This window comes from Tsukamurella pseudospumae (genome assembly GCF_001575205.1).
GTDB classification, from domain to species: domain Bacteria; phylum Actinomycetota; class Actinomycetes; order Mycobacteriales; family Mycobacteriaceae; genus Tsukamurella; species Tsukamurella pseudospumae.
This window is the reverse complement of sequence record NZ_LSRE01000003.1, coordinates 86,600-102,698: the sequence shown is the minus strand read 5'-3', so window position 1 is coordinate 102,698 and position 16,099 is coordinate 86,600. Positions and strand designations below refer to the sequence as shown.

The window sequence follows — 16,099 nt, the reverse complement described above, 5'->3', positions numbered from 1 at the left end:
GCATGCCGCAGTGCACGCCGGATACCGCACCTACGTCACCACCGCCGCCGACCTGGCCGCCCGCTGCCACAAAGCGGCGATCGAAGGCCGCTGGTCGACGACCATGCGGTTCTTCGCTGGCCCGACGCTGCTCGTCATCGACGAACTCGGCTACCTCCCCTTGCCCGCCGAAGCCGCATCAGCGTTGTTTCAGGTTGTCGCGCAACGGTATCTGAAAACATCGATCGTCATCACCACCAACCGATCGGTCTCCGAATGGGGCGAAGTCCTCGGCGACACCACCGTCGCCGCGGCCATGCTCGACAGGCTCCTACACCGCTCCGTCGTCCTCAAACTCGACGGCGACAGCTACCGACTACGAGACCACCACGCCCGCAACGAAACCCACCGCACAGCAATCGCACCCAGCCGCCGACCGCTATAATCCGACCGCACCCAGGTGAGGAATTTCAATGAGCATCACTGGGGACTTTCGATGAGCCTGATCAGTGCGGCGCAGTGCCTACTGATCCGATGTCGCTCATTATGTTGCCGTCCGAGGAGATGCGGACTGCGCTGCCGCCCGACGCGAGGTTCCGCGCGGAGCGTGTCGCGACCTCGGTGCCGGAGCTGCTGGACTCGCTGGGCTGAGCGCCCAACCCACCCAGCTGCGAGACTGCCCCCATGACCGCCTACTTGATCGTCACCGTCACCGCGACCGGCTCCGCACAGCAACTCGCGTCGTACCGCGATCGGGTCGGCGTCACCGTCGCGAGGTTCGGCGGCCGCTACCTCGCCCGGTCCGGCGCCCCCGACGTCCTCGAGGGGGAGTGGGCGGCCGATCAGGTGGTGCTGGTCGAGTTCCCAGACCTCGAGGCCGCGCGGGCCTGGAACGTCTCGCCCGAGTACCAGGCGATCGCGCCGCTGCGGACTGAGAACGCCGACAGCGTCCGGCTGCTGGTGCAGGGGCTGGAGTAGCGGCGTCGAGTGTCTATCCCTTCCGCTGCTGTCTCTCCCGCCACGCACGCTCAGCATCTGCGCGAGCCGCCTGCTTCTGTTCGTGCAGGCTGTTGGCGTCGGCGCGCTGCTTGGCGAATAGGTCGGGCTCCGCCTGTTTCGCACGAATCCGTTCGGGGGCGAGGCGTGTAGCAGGTCGCGAGCTACTCGTTGCGCGGATCTGTCGAGCCAGCGTCTCTCGGAGAATCTGCGTTAGGTCATTGCGTGGCAGGATCTGGACAAGGGGGATCACAGGCTCCCGGATGCCAAAGTGTCGCTTCGGTTTGCGTTGGCCGCGGCAGTCGCACAGTTCCGCTTCGGGGGTCACTACGAGGAACGCACGCGCGACTGAGATGTCCAGCAACCAGCCAGTGATGGCGGCTCCCTTGATAGCAATGTCGCGTCCGGCTACGTCGGAGCCCGCCTGGTGGTTGTTGAAGTACAGCTGATGTTCGCCCGGCGCGACACCTAGGCGCCCCATCGCCTCGACGAACTCCCTGATCTCTTGCTGCTGCTGTCGTGCCAACGCCGCGATGTGGTCCTCGGGGAGGTACTCGTTCTGCGCGTCTTCCCAGAGTCCCATGTGCGACATCCTCCACCATGCCAGCGACCATGTCTGTCGTCTGAGTAGACGACCTTGCCCGACCAGGTGCAGCGTCTGCCGATTTGACAACATCAGCCGCGCGATCGCCGCCCGGTCGCCTGGCTCGGGGCGCCCGACCCCAGCTGCGAGTCTGCCACGCATGCCCCGCCTATCTGACCGTCACCGCGACCGGCTCGCCCGCTGAGCTCGCCTCGTACCGCGAGAGGGTCGGAATCTGATCGTCAGACGCCGTGCGCGATCAGCTGGAAGTCGTGGGCCACGCCACAATCGAGCTGTGGAATCGCACACCCGCACAGGGGGCGTGAACTGTCACGGAGTGTCAGGCCAGGGTGGTATCTATCCAGGATGGAGTGCATCACGTCCGCGCGCCAGGCCGAGCTCAATGCCGCGGTCAGGATGCGCCTAGAGCTCGGTTTCCCCGACGCCGAGGTGACTCCGATTGGACCCGATGGCGGAGTCGACGTCATCGCCCGCGGCGCCGTCGCCCAGGTCAAGCACGAGTCGGCACAGACTGGCCGCCCAGCCCTGCAACGGCTGTACGGTGCTCGTGGTTCCGACACTGGCCGAGAGATGCTGTTCTTCAGCGCGGCCGGGTACTCCCGCCACTCGATCGACTACGCAGACGAAGTCGGCATCATGCTGTTCACCTACTCGCCGCTCGGTGACCTCAAGCCCGAGAACGGACGGGCTGCCTTCCGCCTCAACTCGAACTGCGGGATCGGTCCCGCCCAACAACGCGCCCCGGAGACTCCGCGGCGATCCACTCCGCCGCCGGCACCGCTAGTACTGCCGCCTCAGCCTTCTGAGCGGCCGTTCGTGATCAACGGCATTGCGATGCTCGTGGTCACCATCGCGTTCGTACTGCTGTTGATCGACGGCCAGGTCATCGCTCCCCTTCTACTGATACTGATCTTCATCCCCTGGTCGATATGCGTGGCCGCCCTCATGATCCGTCATCGTCGTCGCGTTCGCGAATACAACGAAGCCTGCAGTCGAGCGCTCGCCGCGTACGGATACGGCCTGTAACCGACGCGTCCGAAACGTGTCCGAACCCGTTTGACCATTGCGTAGCGGGATCGTCCGCCGCGCCGCGCACAGCTGCAACGTTGCCGCCCGCCCGCCCGCCCGCTCGCTCGCCTGGCTCGGGTACCGCTGAGCAACTCGCCTTCACAGTTGTCACACTGCCTCGCATGACTGCCTACCTCATCGTCGCCGGCGCCACTGTTGCGCGGTTCGATGGCCGCTCCCTCGCCAGGTGCGCCCAGGCGGCGGTCGAGTGGCCCGCCGGCCGCGCTGCTGGTCCAGGTGCGGCAGACGATCACCGTGGGCCCGTCACTGGGCTGGTCGTGTTCGCAGCTCAAGCTGAACGCCGCCGGCGACGTCGTGGCGTTCTACGCTTCGGACATGGTGAACTCGAACCGCGCAGCTCGACGGCTCGCCCAGCGTGAAGAAGCACGGCGGGCGCGCCGGCACACCGGGGCGCAGGGCGCGAACCTCGGCGCGCCCCCGATGTCGCCACAGATGTTCGAGGATGGCCAGTACCTGACGATCAACAGTGGGCCCGACGACATGAACGCCTCCTGCCGGATGATCACCCGCAAGGTGGCGGGGGCCACGCCGTTCGATTACGAGCTTGAAACTGTCGCGCTGGAGGACACCGTTCATCCTGTGGAGCTGATGTTCGAGCCACCCCACGCCGAGCTGGCAGCGGACGCCGCAGCCGAGGCCTTCCAGGTGGTGTGGGAGAAGCTGACCTACGCGTTCCGGTTACCCGACCCGGCACAATTCCCCGCCCTCGACGAAATCACCGACGAAGACCGCGAGAAGCTGTGCCACTACACCACGGTTTGCCGCAAGCTCGCCGGTTACTCGGCGCTGTCATTCACAGGCGCCTTCACGGTGAAGTGGACTGCGCGTGCGGGCGTCCAGGAACAGTGGATGGGAGTCGAATTCCCACCCGACGAGCAGATGGTGGCCCTCGCCGCGCGATTCCGCCAGCTAAACAACGAGCGCGACAAGCTCACGGCATTCTCCAGCGCGTCGGGGACGATCATGAGGCTGGTCCGTGACCGGCCTGATCTCGCCCCGGTGGTCAAACAGTGGCGGGAGGCCCGAGCGGCGTTGCTCAACCGGACGCTGAGCACAGTCGTATGCAGCATGCTCCTGCCCGCCCATGCCATGGAGTACGAGCCTCCGATCATCAGCTACGGCAACCTGAAGCCGTCCGACCTGTTCACCACGTTCTTCTACGCCGACCTTCTGCACGTGACCGACTCGGCCGCCGACCTGGTGGAGATCCAGTCCGATGAGGGTAACGGCGTGTACCACCTGTACGGGTTCCTGAGTTCGGTACTGGCCCTGACGCACCTCTATCTAGGTTTCGCAGTTCTGGTTGAGCACGCGCTCGGAGACTCCGGGTGAAAGGCACAGTCGCTGACCTCACGTCGTATCGCGACCGGAAACCGCCCAGCTCGCGGTTCGGCGGCCGCTACCTCGCCCAGTCCGGCGCCCCGACGTCTTCGAGGGGCAGTGGGCGGCTGCTGGTGGACGGACTGGGTAAAGGGGGCTCGACGATCGCGAGCGGTCCTTGATCGTCGAGCCTGCGACCGACGGCCCCACCAGGGCCGGCCTGGCGGCGGTCGGTCTCACTGCTGCGGGCAGAGCTCTTTCTGACTCCGTTTCCCCCAATCATCGGGGTAGTCCTTCGTTGTGACGCACGCGTGATAGCCACTCGTAGCGAGGGCGTAGTACGGTTCTTTCGCGATAGCGCTCAGGAGTTCCGGGTGACCTCCCGCGCTTGCTTGCTTCCCGAGTTCGCACGCAACGACTCGCTCTCGGCCAACACCGCCGGCCGGAATGGCGTCGACCACCGCTTTCCACTCTGGCGTTAGCTTTTGTTGCCAGCCTTGAAGAGCCGTGTTTCGGATGTAGTCCGCCTCTGCAGCCGTGACGCCGCTAGGCATTACGTTGGTCTGAACCACGAGGATCTGGAAGTTGAGCGCACCGAGCCTGTCCCAGACTGCAGATAGCTGCTCGTAGGTCGGATTGGGCGCTCCGCCGAGAGATGCGCAATCTCCAGTGAATGGGGTGAGTTCGAACGTCTTCGGGACACCGGTCTCAGCTGCGGCGCCGATGCCCGCTGATCCGGATGCGTGCGAGCTGTTGATGCCGTCCTGCGTGCATGCTGTCAGCATCAGGGACGCAGCGAGACCGGCTGCAGTGATCGCCAAGTGTGCCCTCATGCTCGCCTGCTCTCTCGTGTTCCGGCGGCGCTCGCCGTCATCGCCGCCGTTACGCAGAGTCGGCGTGCGTCATCTGGCTCGTACTGACGCTAGAACGCTGGGCGCTTCCTTGTCCGTCATCCGTTCGGATGAATCCGCCTCGCCCCGCGACAGCCTGCCGAATCACCACCGCAGCCGGGCCGGAACCTGGCACAGTCAGGCGCCGTGCGCGATCAGCTGGAAGTCGTGGGTCTGCGTTTTGGGAGCCTCGCCGGGGGCGATGACTGTAGCCGTGATGGTGTACTTGCCCGGGACCGTGAGCTTCGGAAGGACAGCCTTCGACGAGGTGCAAGCGTTGTCTCTCGTGCGTTCATTGAACCCTGCGGGGCCCGTGACGTCGACGACCATGGCACAGTCTCCACTGTCGAAGTTTCCGTTCTGGCCCCGCGAGCGAACGCTGATTCGCGGCTCAGGCCCGTCACCCTCCTCGGCGCCCATTTGCAGGAGGTCCGGTCCCACGGAGTAGCGGCTGGTGATCGTGATGGCGATCGACAAGATCGCGGGACCGGCAGGCGTGCTGGGAGCGGCACGTGATGCCGAGTTCACCGGCGACGACGACGGAGACGACGAAGACGCATGCTCGGCTGGTGATGACGGTGCTGGCTCCGTCGCTGCCGTGGACGAGAGTGCCGGTGGTGGCGACGTAGTTGCAGGGCTCACCGACGGGGAGGGGCTGCCGCAGGCGGACAGGGGCAGGCCCAGGAGCAGCACAATGCCCACCCAAGCTGGTAGGGGGACTGCCGTCGACGTTGTATTCACCGTCCGATGCTCCCAGCGTCACCGCGCCCGGCGCTGTCCCCCGATCGGATGAATTTCGGCGGGGACCGGATCCTCGGTGCGTGACAGTATCCGCACATGACGATCACCTACGGCGACCGCGACGCCCTCGTCGACGTCGACTGCGAAGTCGGCACCGTGACGGTGACGCCGACACGCACGGGCACCTCGTGGACCGTCCAGCTCGGCGAGATCGAGGCGGTGGGTGTCCGGTACTCCACATTGATGAAGCGGGGACGCTGCGGTTGCCGATGCCGGACAGGCATGGAAGCAGCTCACGGACTTGTCGTTGAACTCCGCGGCTCAGCTGCGCGCGGTGCCGCGCGGAGGCGACACGGATCCGATCGCTTCGCCGCCACCCTGGCGGAGTTCGGCATCTCGATAGTCACCCTCGACGGGAAGGGCCGGCCGACGAAAGGAATTCGACCACCACCACAATTCTCTAGCCGAAATGCTTTCTGACCTGCCAACCCTCCTTGCTCAACTCGTTCAGCGACCTGTCAGAATCGCCCACATGTCCTTCACCGAGATCGCCGAGTACCGGGTCGTCCGCCAACTCGGCGCCGGAGGGATGGGGCAGGTGTTCCTGGTCGAGCACCCGCGACTGCCTCGTCAGGACGCGCTCAAGCTCCTCGATGCCGGCGTCAGCCGGAACGACGACTTCAAGGCCCGGTTCAGGCGCGAGGCGGACCTGCTCGCGCAGCTGTCTCATCCGAACGTCGTCACCCTCTATGACCGCGGCCAGTTCGAGGACCGGCTGTGGATCACGATGGAGTACGTCGCAGGTACCGACGCAGCTGAGCTCGTGAAGGCGGTCGGCGCCGTCGAGCCGACGCTGGCATTGGAGCTCGTCGCGGGCGCAGGAGCGGCACTCGATTACGCATGGCGCAAGAGCCGGATCACGCACCGGGACGTCAAGCCCGCCAACATCCTGCTCGGCGTCGATGACGGTGAGCTGGAGGCGGTCAAGCTCGCGGACTTCGGCATCGCCAAGGCCGCGGGCGAGTCGACATCGCTGACGTCGACGGGGATCACGGTCGGGACGATGTTGTACATCTCGCCGGAGGCGATCGAGGGGGAGGACCTCGACAACCGTGCGGACGTGTACTCGCTGGGGTGCACCGCATTCCACCTGCTGACTGGTCTGCCGCCCTACACCGGGAAGTCGATCACCGCGCTGATGAGCGCGCACCTGACCCAGTTGCCACCGACGATGAGCGAGGTGGCGCCGCAGCTGCCGGCAGAGCTCGATGTGGTCTTCGCGAAGGTGCTGGCGAAGCGTCCTGGCGACCGTTTCCAGAGCTGCGCCGAGTTCGGCGATGCTCTGCGCGTCGCCTTTGAGGGGCACCTCAGCGGTGTCGCCCCGATGGTGGTGCCGGCGGTGCCGAAGCGGGAGATCGCGCCCGATGAGGTCACCGAGGCGCGCGCCGCGACCGGGGCAGCCGGCGACGGGGACGCCACGTACTTGCGGGCTGCAGTAGCTGAGCCGGTCACGAAGTCGCGGACGGTGCCGATCCTCGCGGCGGTCGTGGCGGTGCTGGCGGTCGCGGCGACGGGACTCGGCGTCTACGTGAGCCGGTCGGGCGGGGACAAGGCGCCCGTTGCGCAAGCGACGACCACTGCGTCGGTGCCACTGGTCCCAACAACGGTGTCGGTGAGCGAGACGACGACACCGCCGGTGACAACCACCACGGCGGTCACCACGACGACATCTACCACGACCGTGCCGACCACGACGACTGTTGCAGGTCCGAAGGCGTGCGGTACCTATTCACGCCCGACGGTTCCCGGTTCGTACTCGTTGTCGGTCACCAAGGGGTCCGTGACCTGTGCTTCGGCGCGTCAGACTATGACTGACTTCTATGACGGCAAGGGGACGAACAAGGCCCGCAGTTACGCAGACGTCGGCATCTACCTCTGTATGTGGAACTCGGCCGGCGAGATCGACCGCACCGGGATTGTGAGCTACTGCGAGGGAGGGGGTTCACGCTTCGAGGTGAGTCAGACTTAGCGTCAACGTCTTCAAGGTCTGGCCGCTGACTGCCCATGTCCCCGAGCAGTGGCGTGATCCGCATGGTGTCCTCCAGGGGCACGATCGCCCGGCACATCGGGTCGTGGCCTATAACCCCCAGTATCCGCGCCCTCGACCCCCAGAAACGAGAAAAGACCGGGTAAGAACCCGGTCTGTCCTCGAACTATTGTGCGCCATCAGGGACTCGAACCCCGAACCCGCTGATTAAGAGTCAGCTGCTCTGCCAATTGAGCTAATGGCGCGTACTTGCTCGCCTCGTGCTCTCGCTCGCTGCGTGCTGAAGTACTCTAGCAAGACGGAACGGGAAACATGAAATCGGCTGTTCAGGTGGTGTTTCTGCGCTCGTAGCCCGAGCTTGCGCGCCGGCCCACCGCGTGGGCGCTGGCACCGCGCCGGAGCCTCTGCTTAGCTGGGCGCATGACCGTCCCCGGAACCCCCGTCGACCCCGGAGCCGCCGGTGCCACCGGCCCCGCCGAGGTGCTCAGACCACCGGCTCATCAGGTCTCGCCCCGCGCGAAGACATGGTGGACGGTGCGCGCCGCGATCCGCTGGGTCATCGTGATCCCCGTGGTCACAGTGGTTCTCGCCGTCATCCCCGCCGTGCCGTGGGCCGTCGCGTTCCTGGCCTTCTTCGTCCTCGCCGTCCCGGCTGCTGTGCACCTGATCGTCATGCCGCGGTTCCGGTACGCGTTCCACCGCTGGGAGATCAATCCGGTCGCGGTGTACTCGCAGGCGGGCTGGCTCACCCGCACCCGGGTGCTGATCCCCGTCTCGCGCGTACAGGTGATCGACACCGTCGCCGGACCGCTGGAGCGCGCCTTCGGCCTTTCGACGGTGACGGTGACCACGGCATCGTCTGCGGGCACCGTGCGGATCTCGGGGCTCCCGACCGAGACCGCGCAGTCCATCGCGGCGAGCCTGACCGTCAGCGCGGCGGAGGACGCTGATGACGCGACCTGACGAGACCGAGTGGAACCGGCTGTCGCCGTGGGGGATCGCGACCCGCGTGATCAAGTCGATCCCGTCGCTCATCCCCGCCCTGATCGGCGTCTTCTTCCTGGGGCGCGCCGTGGGGCCCGTCTTCTTCGTCATCGCCGGTGTGGCGATCAGCGTGCTGGTGGGCCTCCTTCCGTGGCTCACCACCCGCTGGCGCGTCACCGAGGATCAGCTCGAACTGCGACACGGCCTGGTGCGCAAGATATCCGCCACCGCGCGCCGCGACCGGATCCGCAGCGTCGACGTGACCGCCGGCCCGATCGAGCGCGCCCTGTCGCTGCGCAAGGTCGTCGTCGGCACGGGCGTGGGCGGCAAGGAGTCCGCGCTCGTGCTGGATCCGATCCCGGCCGCGCTCGCGGAGCATCTGGGGCGGGACCTGCTGCGGCGCACGGCGGCACCGACGGCACCATCGAACCCGGACACGCACGCCGACGGCGATAACGCGCCCGTAGTAGCCCCTGAGCGCCCCGAGGAGGAGCTCGCGCGCCTGCGCCCGGGCTGGATCCGCTTCGCCCCCTTCTCGCTCACCGGGTTCGCCGTGGTGGCGGCCGGCGCGGGCATCGGGTTCCGGATCGTCGACGAGGCGGGCCTGCGCGAGCGCGGCTCGGAGCTCGCGGAGTCCTGGTTCGCCCGGATCCTCGATCTCGGTGCGGCTGTGATCATCCCGGGCGCGATCGTGCTGGTCGTCGTGCTGTCGGTCCTCGTGTCGGTCGTCGCCTACGTGCTCGCGTTCTGGGGCTTCCGCCTGGTCCGCCGCGCCGACGGTGCGCTGCACACCACCCGCGGCCTCATCTCCACCGTGGCGGCCACGATCGAGCGCAAGCGCGTGCGCGGTGTCCAGCTGCACGAACCGGTGCTCATGCGCATCCCGGGCGGCGCGAAGCTCAGAGCGATCGCGACGGGGACCGATCGCAATCCGACGTTGCTCCCGCCCGCGCCGCGCGAGGAGGCGGTGCACGTCGCGGACGCCATCCTGGGCCGGCCCGGCGCGGTGGAGACGCCGCTCGTCGCGCACGGTCCAGCGGCGGTGCGTCGCCGCTACACCCGTGCGGTGGCGGCGGTGGCCGTGCCCGTGGTCGTGTTCGGCGGCGTGGCGGTCGCCGCTGCATTCGTCCCCGACTGGTGGGCGTTGTTCCCGGCCGCGATCGCTCTGGTGCTGCTGCTGGGGTCCGTCGGCGCGGCATCCGTCCGTGCTCGGCATCTCGGTTCGGCGACGAGCGAATCGACGGTGTCCATCGGTTCGCCCACCCTGGCGCGCACCCGCACTGTCCTCGAGTTCGACGGGGTGATCGGCTTCGTCACCACCGAGACCTTCTTCCAGCGGCGTGCCCGGGTTGCGACGCTGACCGTCGCGACGGCCGCGGGCGCCTTCGGTGCCGTCGATCTCACGCCCGAGCGCGCGGCGGAGGTCGCGCGCACCGTCGAACCCGAGATCGTGACCGCCTTCCTGACCACTGGCGGGAGCGCCGTCAGCGAGGCGTGAGTCGGAACAGTTTGATGGTGCGGCCGCCGGCCCAATCGATGTAGTCGTCGTAGGCGGGCCACACCGCGACGATGCTGGGCCACAACCGCTTCCGGTCCGCCTCCGAGACCCTCCGGGCTCGCACCTGCGTGCGGCGGGTGCCCAGCAGGACCTCCGCGTCGGGGTTCGCCTCGAGGTTGTACGACCACGCCGGGTGGTGCTTCTGGCCGAAGTTGGACGCGATCACCACGTAGTCCTCGCCGTCGCGCACGTACAGCAACGGCACCGTGCGGGCCAGTCCGCTCCGCTTGCCCACCGTGGTCAGCGTGAGCTGGGGGAGCAGCGCCTCGGGGATGAGATGCACAGCGCCGCCGCTGATCCGGGTGACGGCCTTGTCGAGCGGCACGGTGGCGCGCACCATGCGGGACACCGCCTTGTGCTTGCCCAGCTGCAGGAACCGCGTCTTGAGGTCGTCCAGGATCGCCATGGCGGCAGTGTAATGACATCCGAGCCCCGCCGCGCGGGGATCGGCGTGTCAGCGCGTCGCGAGCTGGGCGCCGCCCGCGGCGCGGAGCACCGCGTTCAGCGAGTAGTACTGCGTGAGCCGCTGCGTCACCTGGCCGGAGTCGCTGTCGGTGAGGGTCACGGCGTCGGTGATGATCCCGATCGCCGCGTTGTCGGAGGTCCGCACCAGCGGCCCACCGCTGTCGCCCTGCGTGGTGACGATGTCCGAGACCACCCAGTCGTTCATGACCTTGGTGACCTTGCCGCACCGTCGGCCGTTCACGGATCCCAGCTGGCACACGGGATCACCGACGCGCGCGGTGCCCACGGAGCGCGGCGCCATGCCGGGCGCGGACGCCAGCAGCTTCACGTCCGGGTCGGTGAGCCGGAAGGTGCCCCAGTCCGGGCCGAACGGGTCGACGGGGGAGTAGTGCCCGGGGCGATTCGGGTCCTCCTTGACCTGGGGGGCCTGGGACTGGACGACCTCGCCGACGATCCACTTCTTCACGCCGACCGGCTGCTGCGGCGCACCGCAGTGCCCCGCCGTGACGCCCAGCCGCTCGCCGTTCGGTGCGGTGACCGCGAAACCCATGGTGCACTGCAGGGATTCGAAGCGGCCGCCACCGAGCGAGCGCTGCAGGATGTCGATGCGGTCACCCGGCGCCACGGACTTGGGGGCGGGGGTCTGCGTCGGTGCGGTACTCGGGGTCGACGGTGTGCTCGTCCGCGGTGCGGAGGGCGCCCCGGGCTTCGGCGTCGCGGAGGTGCTCGGCTTCGCAGGAGCGCTCGGCTTGGGCGAGGACGGAACGGCCGGCGAAGGAGCTGGAGCCGCGGTGGCCGTCCCCGGGATCAGCAGGGCTCCCGTTACCAGAGCGGTGACCACCCCGATCGTTCCGCGTCGCAGTGCCGCACCGTTGCGCGTCCCGTCGGCCAAGGTCGAACCCTCCTAGGGTCTCGGTCTCCAGTCGTGAATCGGCGCGCGTCGAAAGCGCCGCAGAAAATCGTCGCCGAGCCTACCATTCCCGGTGCACTGCTTCGAATGAGATCAGTGTGCCGAACTGGGCTTTCATCACCGGCAAAACCATGCATGAACAGCCAGTTCCGGTTCTCGGATAAGAGGGGACACCTGTGTCGGACCAGACCTATCAGACGATCGCCGTGACACTGTATTTCGCCGCGATGCTGTACATCGGTTGGAGCGCCTACCGGCGCACCAAGGACAACCTCGACGAGTACATGCTCGCCGGTCGAGGTCTCAAGCCGTGGGTGGCGGCGCTGAGCGCGGGCGCCTCCGACATGTCGGGCTGGCTGCTGATGGGCCTGCCCGGTGCCATCTACGCCAAGGGGCTCGTCGAGGCGTGGATCGCGATCGGACTGACGATCGGCGCGTGGCTGAACTGGAAGTTCGTCGCGCCCCGTCTGCGCTCGTACACCGAGGTCGCCGGCAACTCGATCACCATCCCGAGCTTCCTCGAGCACCGGCTGCGCGACCGGTCCCGTGCCCTGCGCATCGTGTGCGGCCTGATCATCCTGGTGTTCTTCACGTTCTACGTCTCGAGCGGCATGGTGGCGGCCGGCAAGTTCTTCGACAGCACCTTCGGCGTGCAGTACATGCACGGCATGCTGATCGTCGCCGTGGTCACGATGATCTACACCCTGTTCGGCGGCTTCCTCGGAGCCACGCTCACCGACGTCGCGCAGGGCCTGCTCATGCTGGCCGCGCTCGTCGCCGTCCCGATCGTCGCGCTCATCAAGGTCGGCGGACCGTCGATCACCATCGACACCGTCGACTCGGTGAACCCTGATTTCTTCAGCCTGTTCGCGGGCGGCACCGCCCTCGGCGTCATCTCCGCCGCCGCGTGGGGCCTCGGCTACTTCGGCCAGCCGCACATCATCGTGCGGTTCATGGCGCTGCGCACGCCGCAGGAGGCCACGACGGCCCGGCGGTTCGGCATCAGCTGGATGGTCGCCACCGCGCTCGGCGCGATCGCCACCGCCTTCATCGGCATCGCGTACTTCGCCCTGCATCCGGAGAAGGCGCCGAAGGACCCCGAGACCGTGTTCCTGGTCCTCGCCCAGATCATGTTCCACCCGTTCGTCGCGGGCCTGGTGCTGGCCGCCGTCCTCGCCGCGATCATGTCGACGGTGTCCTCGCAGCTCGTCGTCTGTTCGTCGGCGCTGGTGGAGGACCTGTTCAAGATCTTCGCCGAGAAGACCGGCCGGGACACGCAGATCTCCGACAAGACCTACGTGCTGCTGGGCCGCCTCGGCGTGCTCATCGTCGCGGTGATCGCGGTGCTGCTCGCCATCGACCCGTCCGACAGCATCCTCGAACTCGTCGGGTTCGCCTGGGCCGGTTTCGGATCCTCGTTCGGCCCGATCGTCATCCTGGCGCTCTTCTGGCGCCGGCTCACTGCCGCGGGCGCGCTGTCGGGCCTCATCGTCGGTGCGGCCGTCGCCTTCGTCTGGGGCCAGTGGCCGCCCTTCGATCTCTACGAGATCGTCCCGGGCTTCCTCGCGAACCTCGTGGTCGCCATCGGCGTCAGCCTCGCCACCTTCAAGGTCGACGGTGCCGTCGACGCCGAGTTCGACCGTGCGGCCGCGCTCGCGGCGAAGGTGCCCGCGTAGGGAGTCGGTGGGCGAGGGGTACGGATCGGCCCTCCCGGGCTACTTCACGTCGGGGATGAAGACGCAGGACATGTTCGCGTCGTTCGCGTAGCAGCGGACCTTCCCGCCCTTCTCGGCGTGCTCGCCGAGCACGGCCGGGTCCGAGGTCGCCTTCGGCGGCTGCTGCCAGGGATGCCAGGCGAGGAGGCCGCTGATCAGCACGGCGATCGTGATGATGATGTGCCCGAGAGTCACCTGCCGGGGCTTCGGCGCGGCCGAACCGCTCGTCGGAGCGGGCGTCGGAGCGGGCGTCGGAGCGGCGTCGGACGCCGGCGTCGTGTCATCGTGGTTATTCGAGGTTTGCGAAGTCACAGGACAAGTAGATCACTCCCGGCCCGCTCGCTCGGAACGAGTCCCAGCTCATGCCCGAGAAGCAGCCCGCCTGACGGGTGAACGCGCACGGCTAGGCTCGTCCGATGTCCACGGTTGTGAGGATCCGAGCCCTGCCCGGCACCGTGCAGTTGCTCCTCGCCTCGTACTTCCTTTTCAACGTGGGTTTCTACCTGGTGGTTCCCTTTCTCGCGGGACACCTGGAGTCCCTCGGAATGGCGGGAGCGACGATCGGGCTGGTCCTCGGGCTGCGGACCTTGTCGCAGCAGGGCATGTTCTTCGTCGGCGGTGCACTGTCGGACAGGTTCGGGGCGCGCCGGATGATCCTGTCCGGCATCGCCATGCGGGTGGTGGGATTCGTCGTCCTCGCGTTCGCCGGAAGCGTTGCCACGGTGGTCGTCGGCACGCTCCTCTCCGGCTTCGCCGCCGCGCTGTTCGCGCCTGCCGTTGAGTCCACCAATGCGATCTGGGGGCGCCGGCTCGAGGATGAAGGCGTGCTTCCGCGCGCAGAGCTCTTCGGGCTGGAGCAGATGTCCAGCCGCGCAGGGAACGTCGTCGGCCCCGCGGTGGGCGCGGCGTTGATCTGGGCCCCGTTCAGCGCCGTCACGGTCATCTCGGCGCTCCTTTTCGTCGTTATGTGGGTGGGCTTCTGGCGACTGCTGCCGCACGACGCCGCGCCCGGAGATGCGGGCGCGAAAGTCGCCGTTGCCTGGCGGACGGTGACCCGCAACGGCAGGTTCATGCTCCTGGCGGTGTTCGGCTCACTCCAGCTCGGCGCCTACGGACTCGTCTACGTCTCGTTGCCCGTGGAACTGTTGCGGACCGACGCGGAGGGCTGGCTCGGCTGGATCTTCGCCGGCGCGGCCGTCCTGGTCATCGCTGGTCAGCCGGCAGCGGTCGCCATGGGGCGGCGGCTCGGCCGCAGACGTGCGGTCGGGCTGGGGCTCGGCACCATGGGGATGTCGTTCCTGCTCCCGGTCGCCACGGCAGGGCACCCCGACGGCGGTCACCTCGTCGCCGTGATCGCGTGGGTGGTGGTGCTGCACCTCGGGCAGATGCTGTTGGTCCCGCCGCTGAGGGACGCCGCCGGAGTCCTTGCAGGGGAGCGGTATCTGGGGGCGCACTACGGGATGCTGGCCACGCTCGGCGGTGTGACCTCGCTCCTGGTGTCGCTCGGCGCGGGTTGGGGGTACGACCGAGTCGCCGACGGTGCCCCTGCCTGGCTGGGGTGGGCGATCATGGCGGCGGTCGTCATCGTCGCTGCTCTCGGCCTGCGAGCGGTGACCCCGCAGGCCGAGTGAGTCAGCGTGGGAGCGCGGCGGCCAGGCGGCCGACGATCTCGTTCGTGACGTAGGGGATGGTCACGGGGTTCGGCATGGAAAGGGCATCGCTGACCACCGCATCCAAGCCGACGAGCCGCTTCTGCGCGACGACGGGGAGCGATGCGAACGTGGGCTCGTTCTCCACCTGCGCCCGATCGCGCTCCCAGTTGTCGAACACCAGGACGTCCGCGTCGAGAAGTGGGAAGTTCTCGGCGGACAGCTCGGTGTTGAGCTTGCCGCCGGCGAACCGATCGGCGAGTGCCGCCGGAGGGGTGAAGCCCAAGCCTCGGAGGATCTGGAACCGCGCGGACTCGGGCCCGAAAGCGCGCAGTTTGCCGTCCTTCCACCGGATCACGAGAACGGCGGTCTTCCCCGCGAAGGCCGGGTTGGCGGCCTTGGCCTTGGCGACGGTCGCTTCGGCACTTGTGATGAGGTCCTCCGCCTGGTTCGGCTTGCCCACCGCTCGGCCCACCCGGCGGGTCACGTCCTGCCAGGGGAGAGCCCAGTCCGTGTCTCCCGCCGCATGGAGCACGGTCGGGGCGATCCCGCTGAGCTGCTGGTACCGCTCGGCGGTGATCGCGTTGTTCACCGCCAGGATCAGATCGGGGCGCGTCGCAGCGACCTGTTCGATCGAGAAGGCGCTCGTCGCATTCGGAAGCGGGGTCGGTGCGCCGGCCGCGAGATGCTTCGACCATTGCCCGATGCCGGTGTCGGTGGAGCCCGTCCACACGGGTGCCAGCACTGGCGTGATTCCCAGTGCCAGAAGCGAATCCTGGTCACCGATGCCGACCACCGCCACCCGCCGCGGGGGAACGGCAATGGTGGTCGAGCCGTGGACGTGCTGGATCGTGACGGGGAAGGCGCCGGGCTCGGCGCCCGCGGCAGCGCTGCTGGGCGACGTCCTATCGTCGCCCGTACTGCCGCAGGCGGCGACGAGCGCAGCTGCGCCGGCGGTGGCGAGTGAGGTGAATCCCAGCCGGAGTGCGGTGCGGCGATCCATGGATGCGGCCATGTGTTGTCCTTGTCTCGAACCTATGAAGAAGGTGAGCCTAAGCTATATGGAATCGCATACGGTGCGGCGGTCGTTGCGCGGCGAGCCGCAGGACTGGTGGGTCGGCGGCCTGCTGGAGCGGCCACTCCGATCGCGGA

17 protein-coding genes and 1 tRNA gene are annotated in these 16,099 nt (G+C 67.8%); 10 read left to right on the top strand and 8 right to left on the bottom strand.

Translation table 11 applies throughout. The annotated features are described in order from the left end of the window. Window positions 1-424: ATP-binding protein (locus AXK61_RS04235; protein ID WP_175400005.1), on the top strand; the 424-nt coding region annotated here is incomplete at its 5' end. 239 nt (window positions 425-663) lie between these two features. Beyond that, window positions 664-957 (top strand): DUF1330 domain-containing protein, encoded by a 294-nt coding sequence (locus AXK61_RS04230; protein ID WP_068743996.1) that lies wholly within the window; start codon window positions 664-666, stop codon window positions 955-957. A 13-nt stretch (window positions 958-970) separates the two neighbouring features. Here AXK61_RS04230 and AXK61_RS04225 read toward each other — a convergent pair whose 3' ends face one another. Continuing rightward, on the bottom strand, window positions 971-1,558 hold the full coding sequence (locus AXK61_RS04225) for a hypothetical protein (RefSeq protein ID WP_068743995.1): 588 nt from the start codon (window positions 1,556-1,558) through the stop codon (window positions 971-973). 366 nt (window positions 1,559-1,924) lie between these two features. Between AXK61_RS04225 and AXK61_RS04220 the strand changes: the two genes are divergently transcribed. Then, the gene (locus tag AXK61_RS04220; RefSeq protein WP_068743991.1) at window positions 1,925-2,605 is read left to right on the top strand and encodes a restriction endonuclease; all 681 of its coding nucleotides are present in this window, start codon (window positions 1,925-1,927) and stop codon (window positions 2,603-2,605) included. 279 nt (window positions 2,606-2,884) lie between these two features. Further along, entirely contained in the window at window positions 2,885-4,000 is a 1,116-nt protein-coding gene (locus AXK61_RS04215) for a hypothetical protein (RefSeq protein WP_068743990.1), read from the top strand. A gap of 224 nt (window positions 4,001-4,224) precedes the next feature. Here AXK61_RS04215 and AXK61_RS24805 read toward each other — a convergent pair whose 3' ends face one another. Then, window positions 4,225-4,809, bottom strand: coding sequence for a hypothetical protein (locus tag AXK61_RS24805; RefSeq protein ID WP_156485560.1), 585 nt, complete (start codon window positions 4,807-4,809; stop codon window positions 4,225-4,227). 207 nt (window positions 4,810-5,016) lie between these two features. Next, window positions 5,017-5,355: a hypothetical protein gene (locus tag AXK61_RS25325; protein ID WP_068743988.1), complete on the bottom strand. Its 339-nt coding sequence runs from the start codon at window positions 5,353-5,355 to the stop codon at window positions 5,017-5,019. A gap of 360 nt (window positions 5,356-5,715) precedes the next feature. On the opposite strand from AXK61_RS25325, the gene AXK61_RS24795 reads away from it, so the two are divergent. Further along, window positions 5,716-6,099 (top strand): hypothetical protein, encoded by a 384-nt coding sequence (locus tag AXK61_RS24795; protein ID WP_156485558.1) that lies wholly within the window; start codon window positions 5,716-5,718, stop codon window positions 6,097-6,099. A gap of 52 nt (window positions 6,100-6,151) precedes the next feature. Next, on the top strand, window positions 6,152-7,648 hold the full coding sequence (locus AXK61_RS04205; RefSeq protein ID WP_068743986.1) for a serine/threonine protein kinase: 1,497 nt from the start codon (window positions 6,152-6,154) through the stop codon (window positions 7,646-7,648). Window positions 7,649-7,838: 190 nt separating this feature from the next. Here the strand turns inward: AXK61_RS04205 and AXK61_RS04200 are convergent. Beyond that, window positions 7,839-7,911, bottom strand: a tRNA-Lys gene (locus AXK61_RS04200). Between the two features lie 175 nt (window positions 7,912-8,086). Between AXK61_RS04200 and AXK61_RS04195 the strand changes: the two genes are divergently transcribed. Next, entirely contained in the window at window positions 8,087-8,629 is a 543-nt protein-coding gene (locus AXK61_RS04195) for a PH domain-containing protein (RefSeq protein ID WP_082789206.1), read from the top strand. Then, window positions 8,616-10,148 carry a PH domain-containing protein gene (locus AXK61_RS04190; RefSeq protein WP_068743984.1) on the top strand — a complete coding sequence of 511 codons (1,533 nt, stop codon included), beginning with the start codon at window positions 8,616-8,618 and terminating at the stop codon, window positions 10,146-10,148. Before AXK61_RS04195 ends, AXK61_RS04190 begins: the two co-directional genes overlap by 14 nt. On the opposite strand, the gene AXK61_RS04185 is transcribed toward AXK61_RS04190, so the two are convergent. Together AXK61_RS04185 and AXK61_RS04180 are read right to left on the bottom strand one after the other, a co-directional pair. Next, on the bottom strand, window positions 10,135-10,614 hold the full coding sequence (locus tag AXK61_RS04185; RefSeq protein ID WP_068743982.1) for a nitroreductase/quinone reductase family protein: 480 nt from the start codon (window positions 10,612-10,614) through the stop codon (window positions 10,135-10,137). The two genes, AXK61_RS04190 and AXK61_RS04185, sit on opposite strands and share 14 nt — an antisense overlap. Before the next feature lie 48 nt (window positions 10,615-10,662). Continuing rightward, window positions 10,663-11,565 carry a chymotrypsin family serine protease gene (locus AXK61_RS04180; RefSeq protein ID WP_156485557.1) on the bottom strand — a complete coding sequence of 301 codons (903 nt, stop codon included), beginning with the start codon at window positions 11,563-11,565 and terminating at the stop codon, window positions 10,663-10,665. A 194-nt stretch (window positions 11,566-11,759) separates the two neighbouring features. Between AXK61_RS04180 and putP the strand changes: the two genes are divergently transcribed. Further along, entirely contained in the window at window positions 11,760-13,259 is a 1,500-nt protein-coding gene (putP, locus tag AXK61_RS04170; protein WP_068743976.1) for a sodium/proline symporter PutP, read from the top strand. Window positions 13,260-13,298: 39 nt separating this feature from the next. On the opposite strand, the gene AXK61_RS24790 is transcribed toward putP, so the two are convergent. Beyond that, window positions 13,299-13,610, bottom strand: a complete 312-nt coding sequence (locus AXK61_RS24790) for a hypothetical protein (protein ID WP_156485556.1) — start codon at window positions 13,608-13,610, stop codon at window positions 13,299-13,301. Window positions 13,611-13,714: 104 nt separating this feature from the next. On the opposite strand from AXK61_RS24790, the gene AXK61_RS04160 reads away from it, so the two are divergent. Further along, entirely contained in the window at window positions 13,715-14,929 is a 1,215-nt protein-coding gene (locus tag AXK61_RS04160) for an MFS transporter (RefSeq protein ID WP_068743973.1), read from the top strand. Window position 14,930: 1 nt separating this feature from the next. Here the strand turns inward: AXK61_RS04160 and AXK61_RS04155 are convergent, their stop codons facing one another. Continuing rightward, on the bottom strand, window positions 14,931-15,962 hold the full coding sequence (locus tag AXK61_RS04155; protein WP_068743971.1) for an iron-siderophore ABC transporter substrate-binding protein: 1,032 nt from the start codon (window positions 15,960-15,962) through the stop codon (window positions 14,931-14,933). Window positions 15,963-16,099 lie beyond the last annotated feature (137 nt).

What these genes read in the sequence shown, in the direction of transcription:
- AXK61_RS04155 (WP_068743971.1), bottom strand. Translation starts at nt 15,962, where the DNA reads ATGGCCGCATCCATGGATCGCCGCACCGCACTCCGGCTGGGATTCACC.
- AXK61_RS04230 (WP_068743996.1), top strand. Translation starts at nt 664, where the DNA reads ATGACCGCCTACTTGATCGTCACCGTCACCGCGACCGGCTCCGCACAG.
- AXK61_RS04190 (WP_068743984.1), top strand. Translation starts at nt 8,616, where the DNA reads ATGACGCGACCTGACGAGACCGAGTGGAACCGGCTGTCGCCGTGGGGG.
- AXK61_RS04205 (WP_068743986.1), top strand. Translation starts at nt 6,152, where the DNA reads ATGTCCTTCACCGAGATCGCCGAGTACCGGGTCGTCCGCCAACTCGGC.
- AXK61_RS04225 (WP_068743995.1), bottom strand. Translation starts at nt 1,558, where the DNA reads ATGGGACTCTGGGAAGACGCGCAGAACGAGTACCTCCCCGAGGACCAC.
- AXK61_RS04185 (WP_068743982.1), bottom strand. Translation starts at nt 10,614, where the DNA reads ATGGCGATCCTGGACGACCTCAAGACGCGGTTCCTGCAGCTGGGCAAG.
- AXK61_RS04195 (WP_082789206.1), top strand. Translation starts at nt 8,087, where the DNA reads ATGACCGTCCCCGGAACCCCCGTCGACCCCGGAGCCGCCGGTGCCACC.
- AXK61_RS04220 (WP_068743991.1), top strand. Translation starts at nt 1,925, where the DNA reads ATGGAGTGCATCACGTCCGCGCGCCAGGCCGAGCTCAATGCCGCGGTC.
- AXK61_RS04160 (WP_068743973.1), top strand. Translation starts at nt 13,715, where the DNA reads ATGTCCACGGTTGTGAGGATCCGAGCCCTGCCCGGCACCGTGCAGTTG.
- AXK61_RS24795 (WP_156485558.1), top strand. Translation starts at nt 5,716, where the DNA reads ATGACGATCACCTACGGCGACCGCGACGCCCTCGTCGACGTCGACTGC.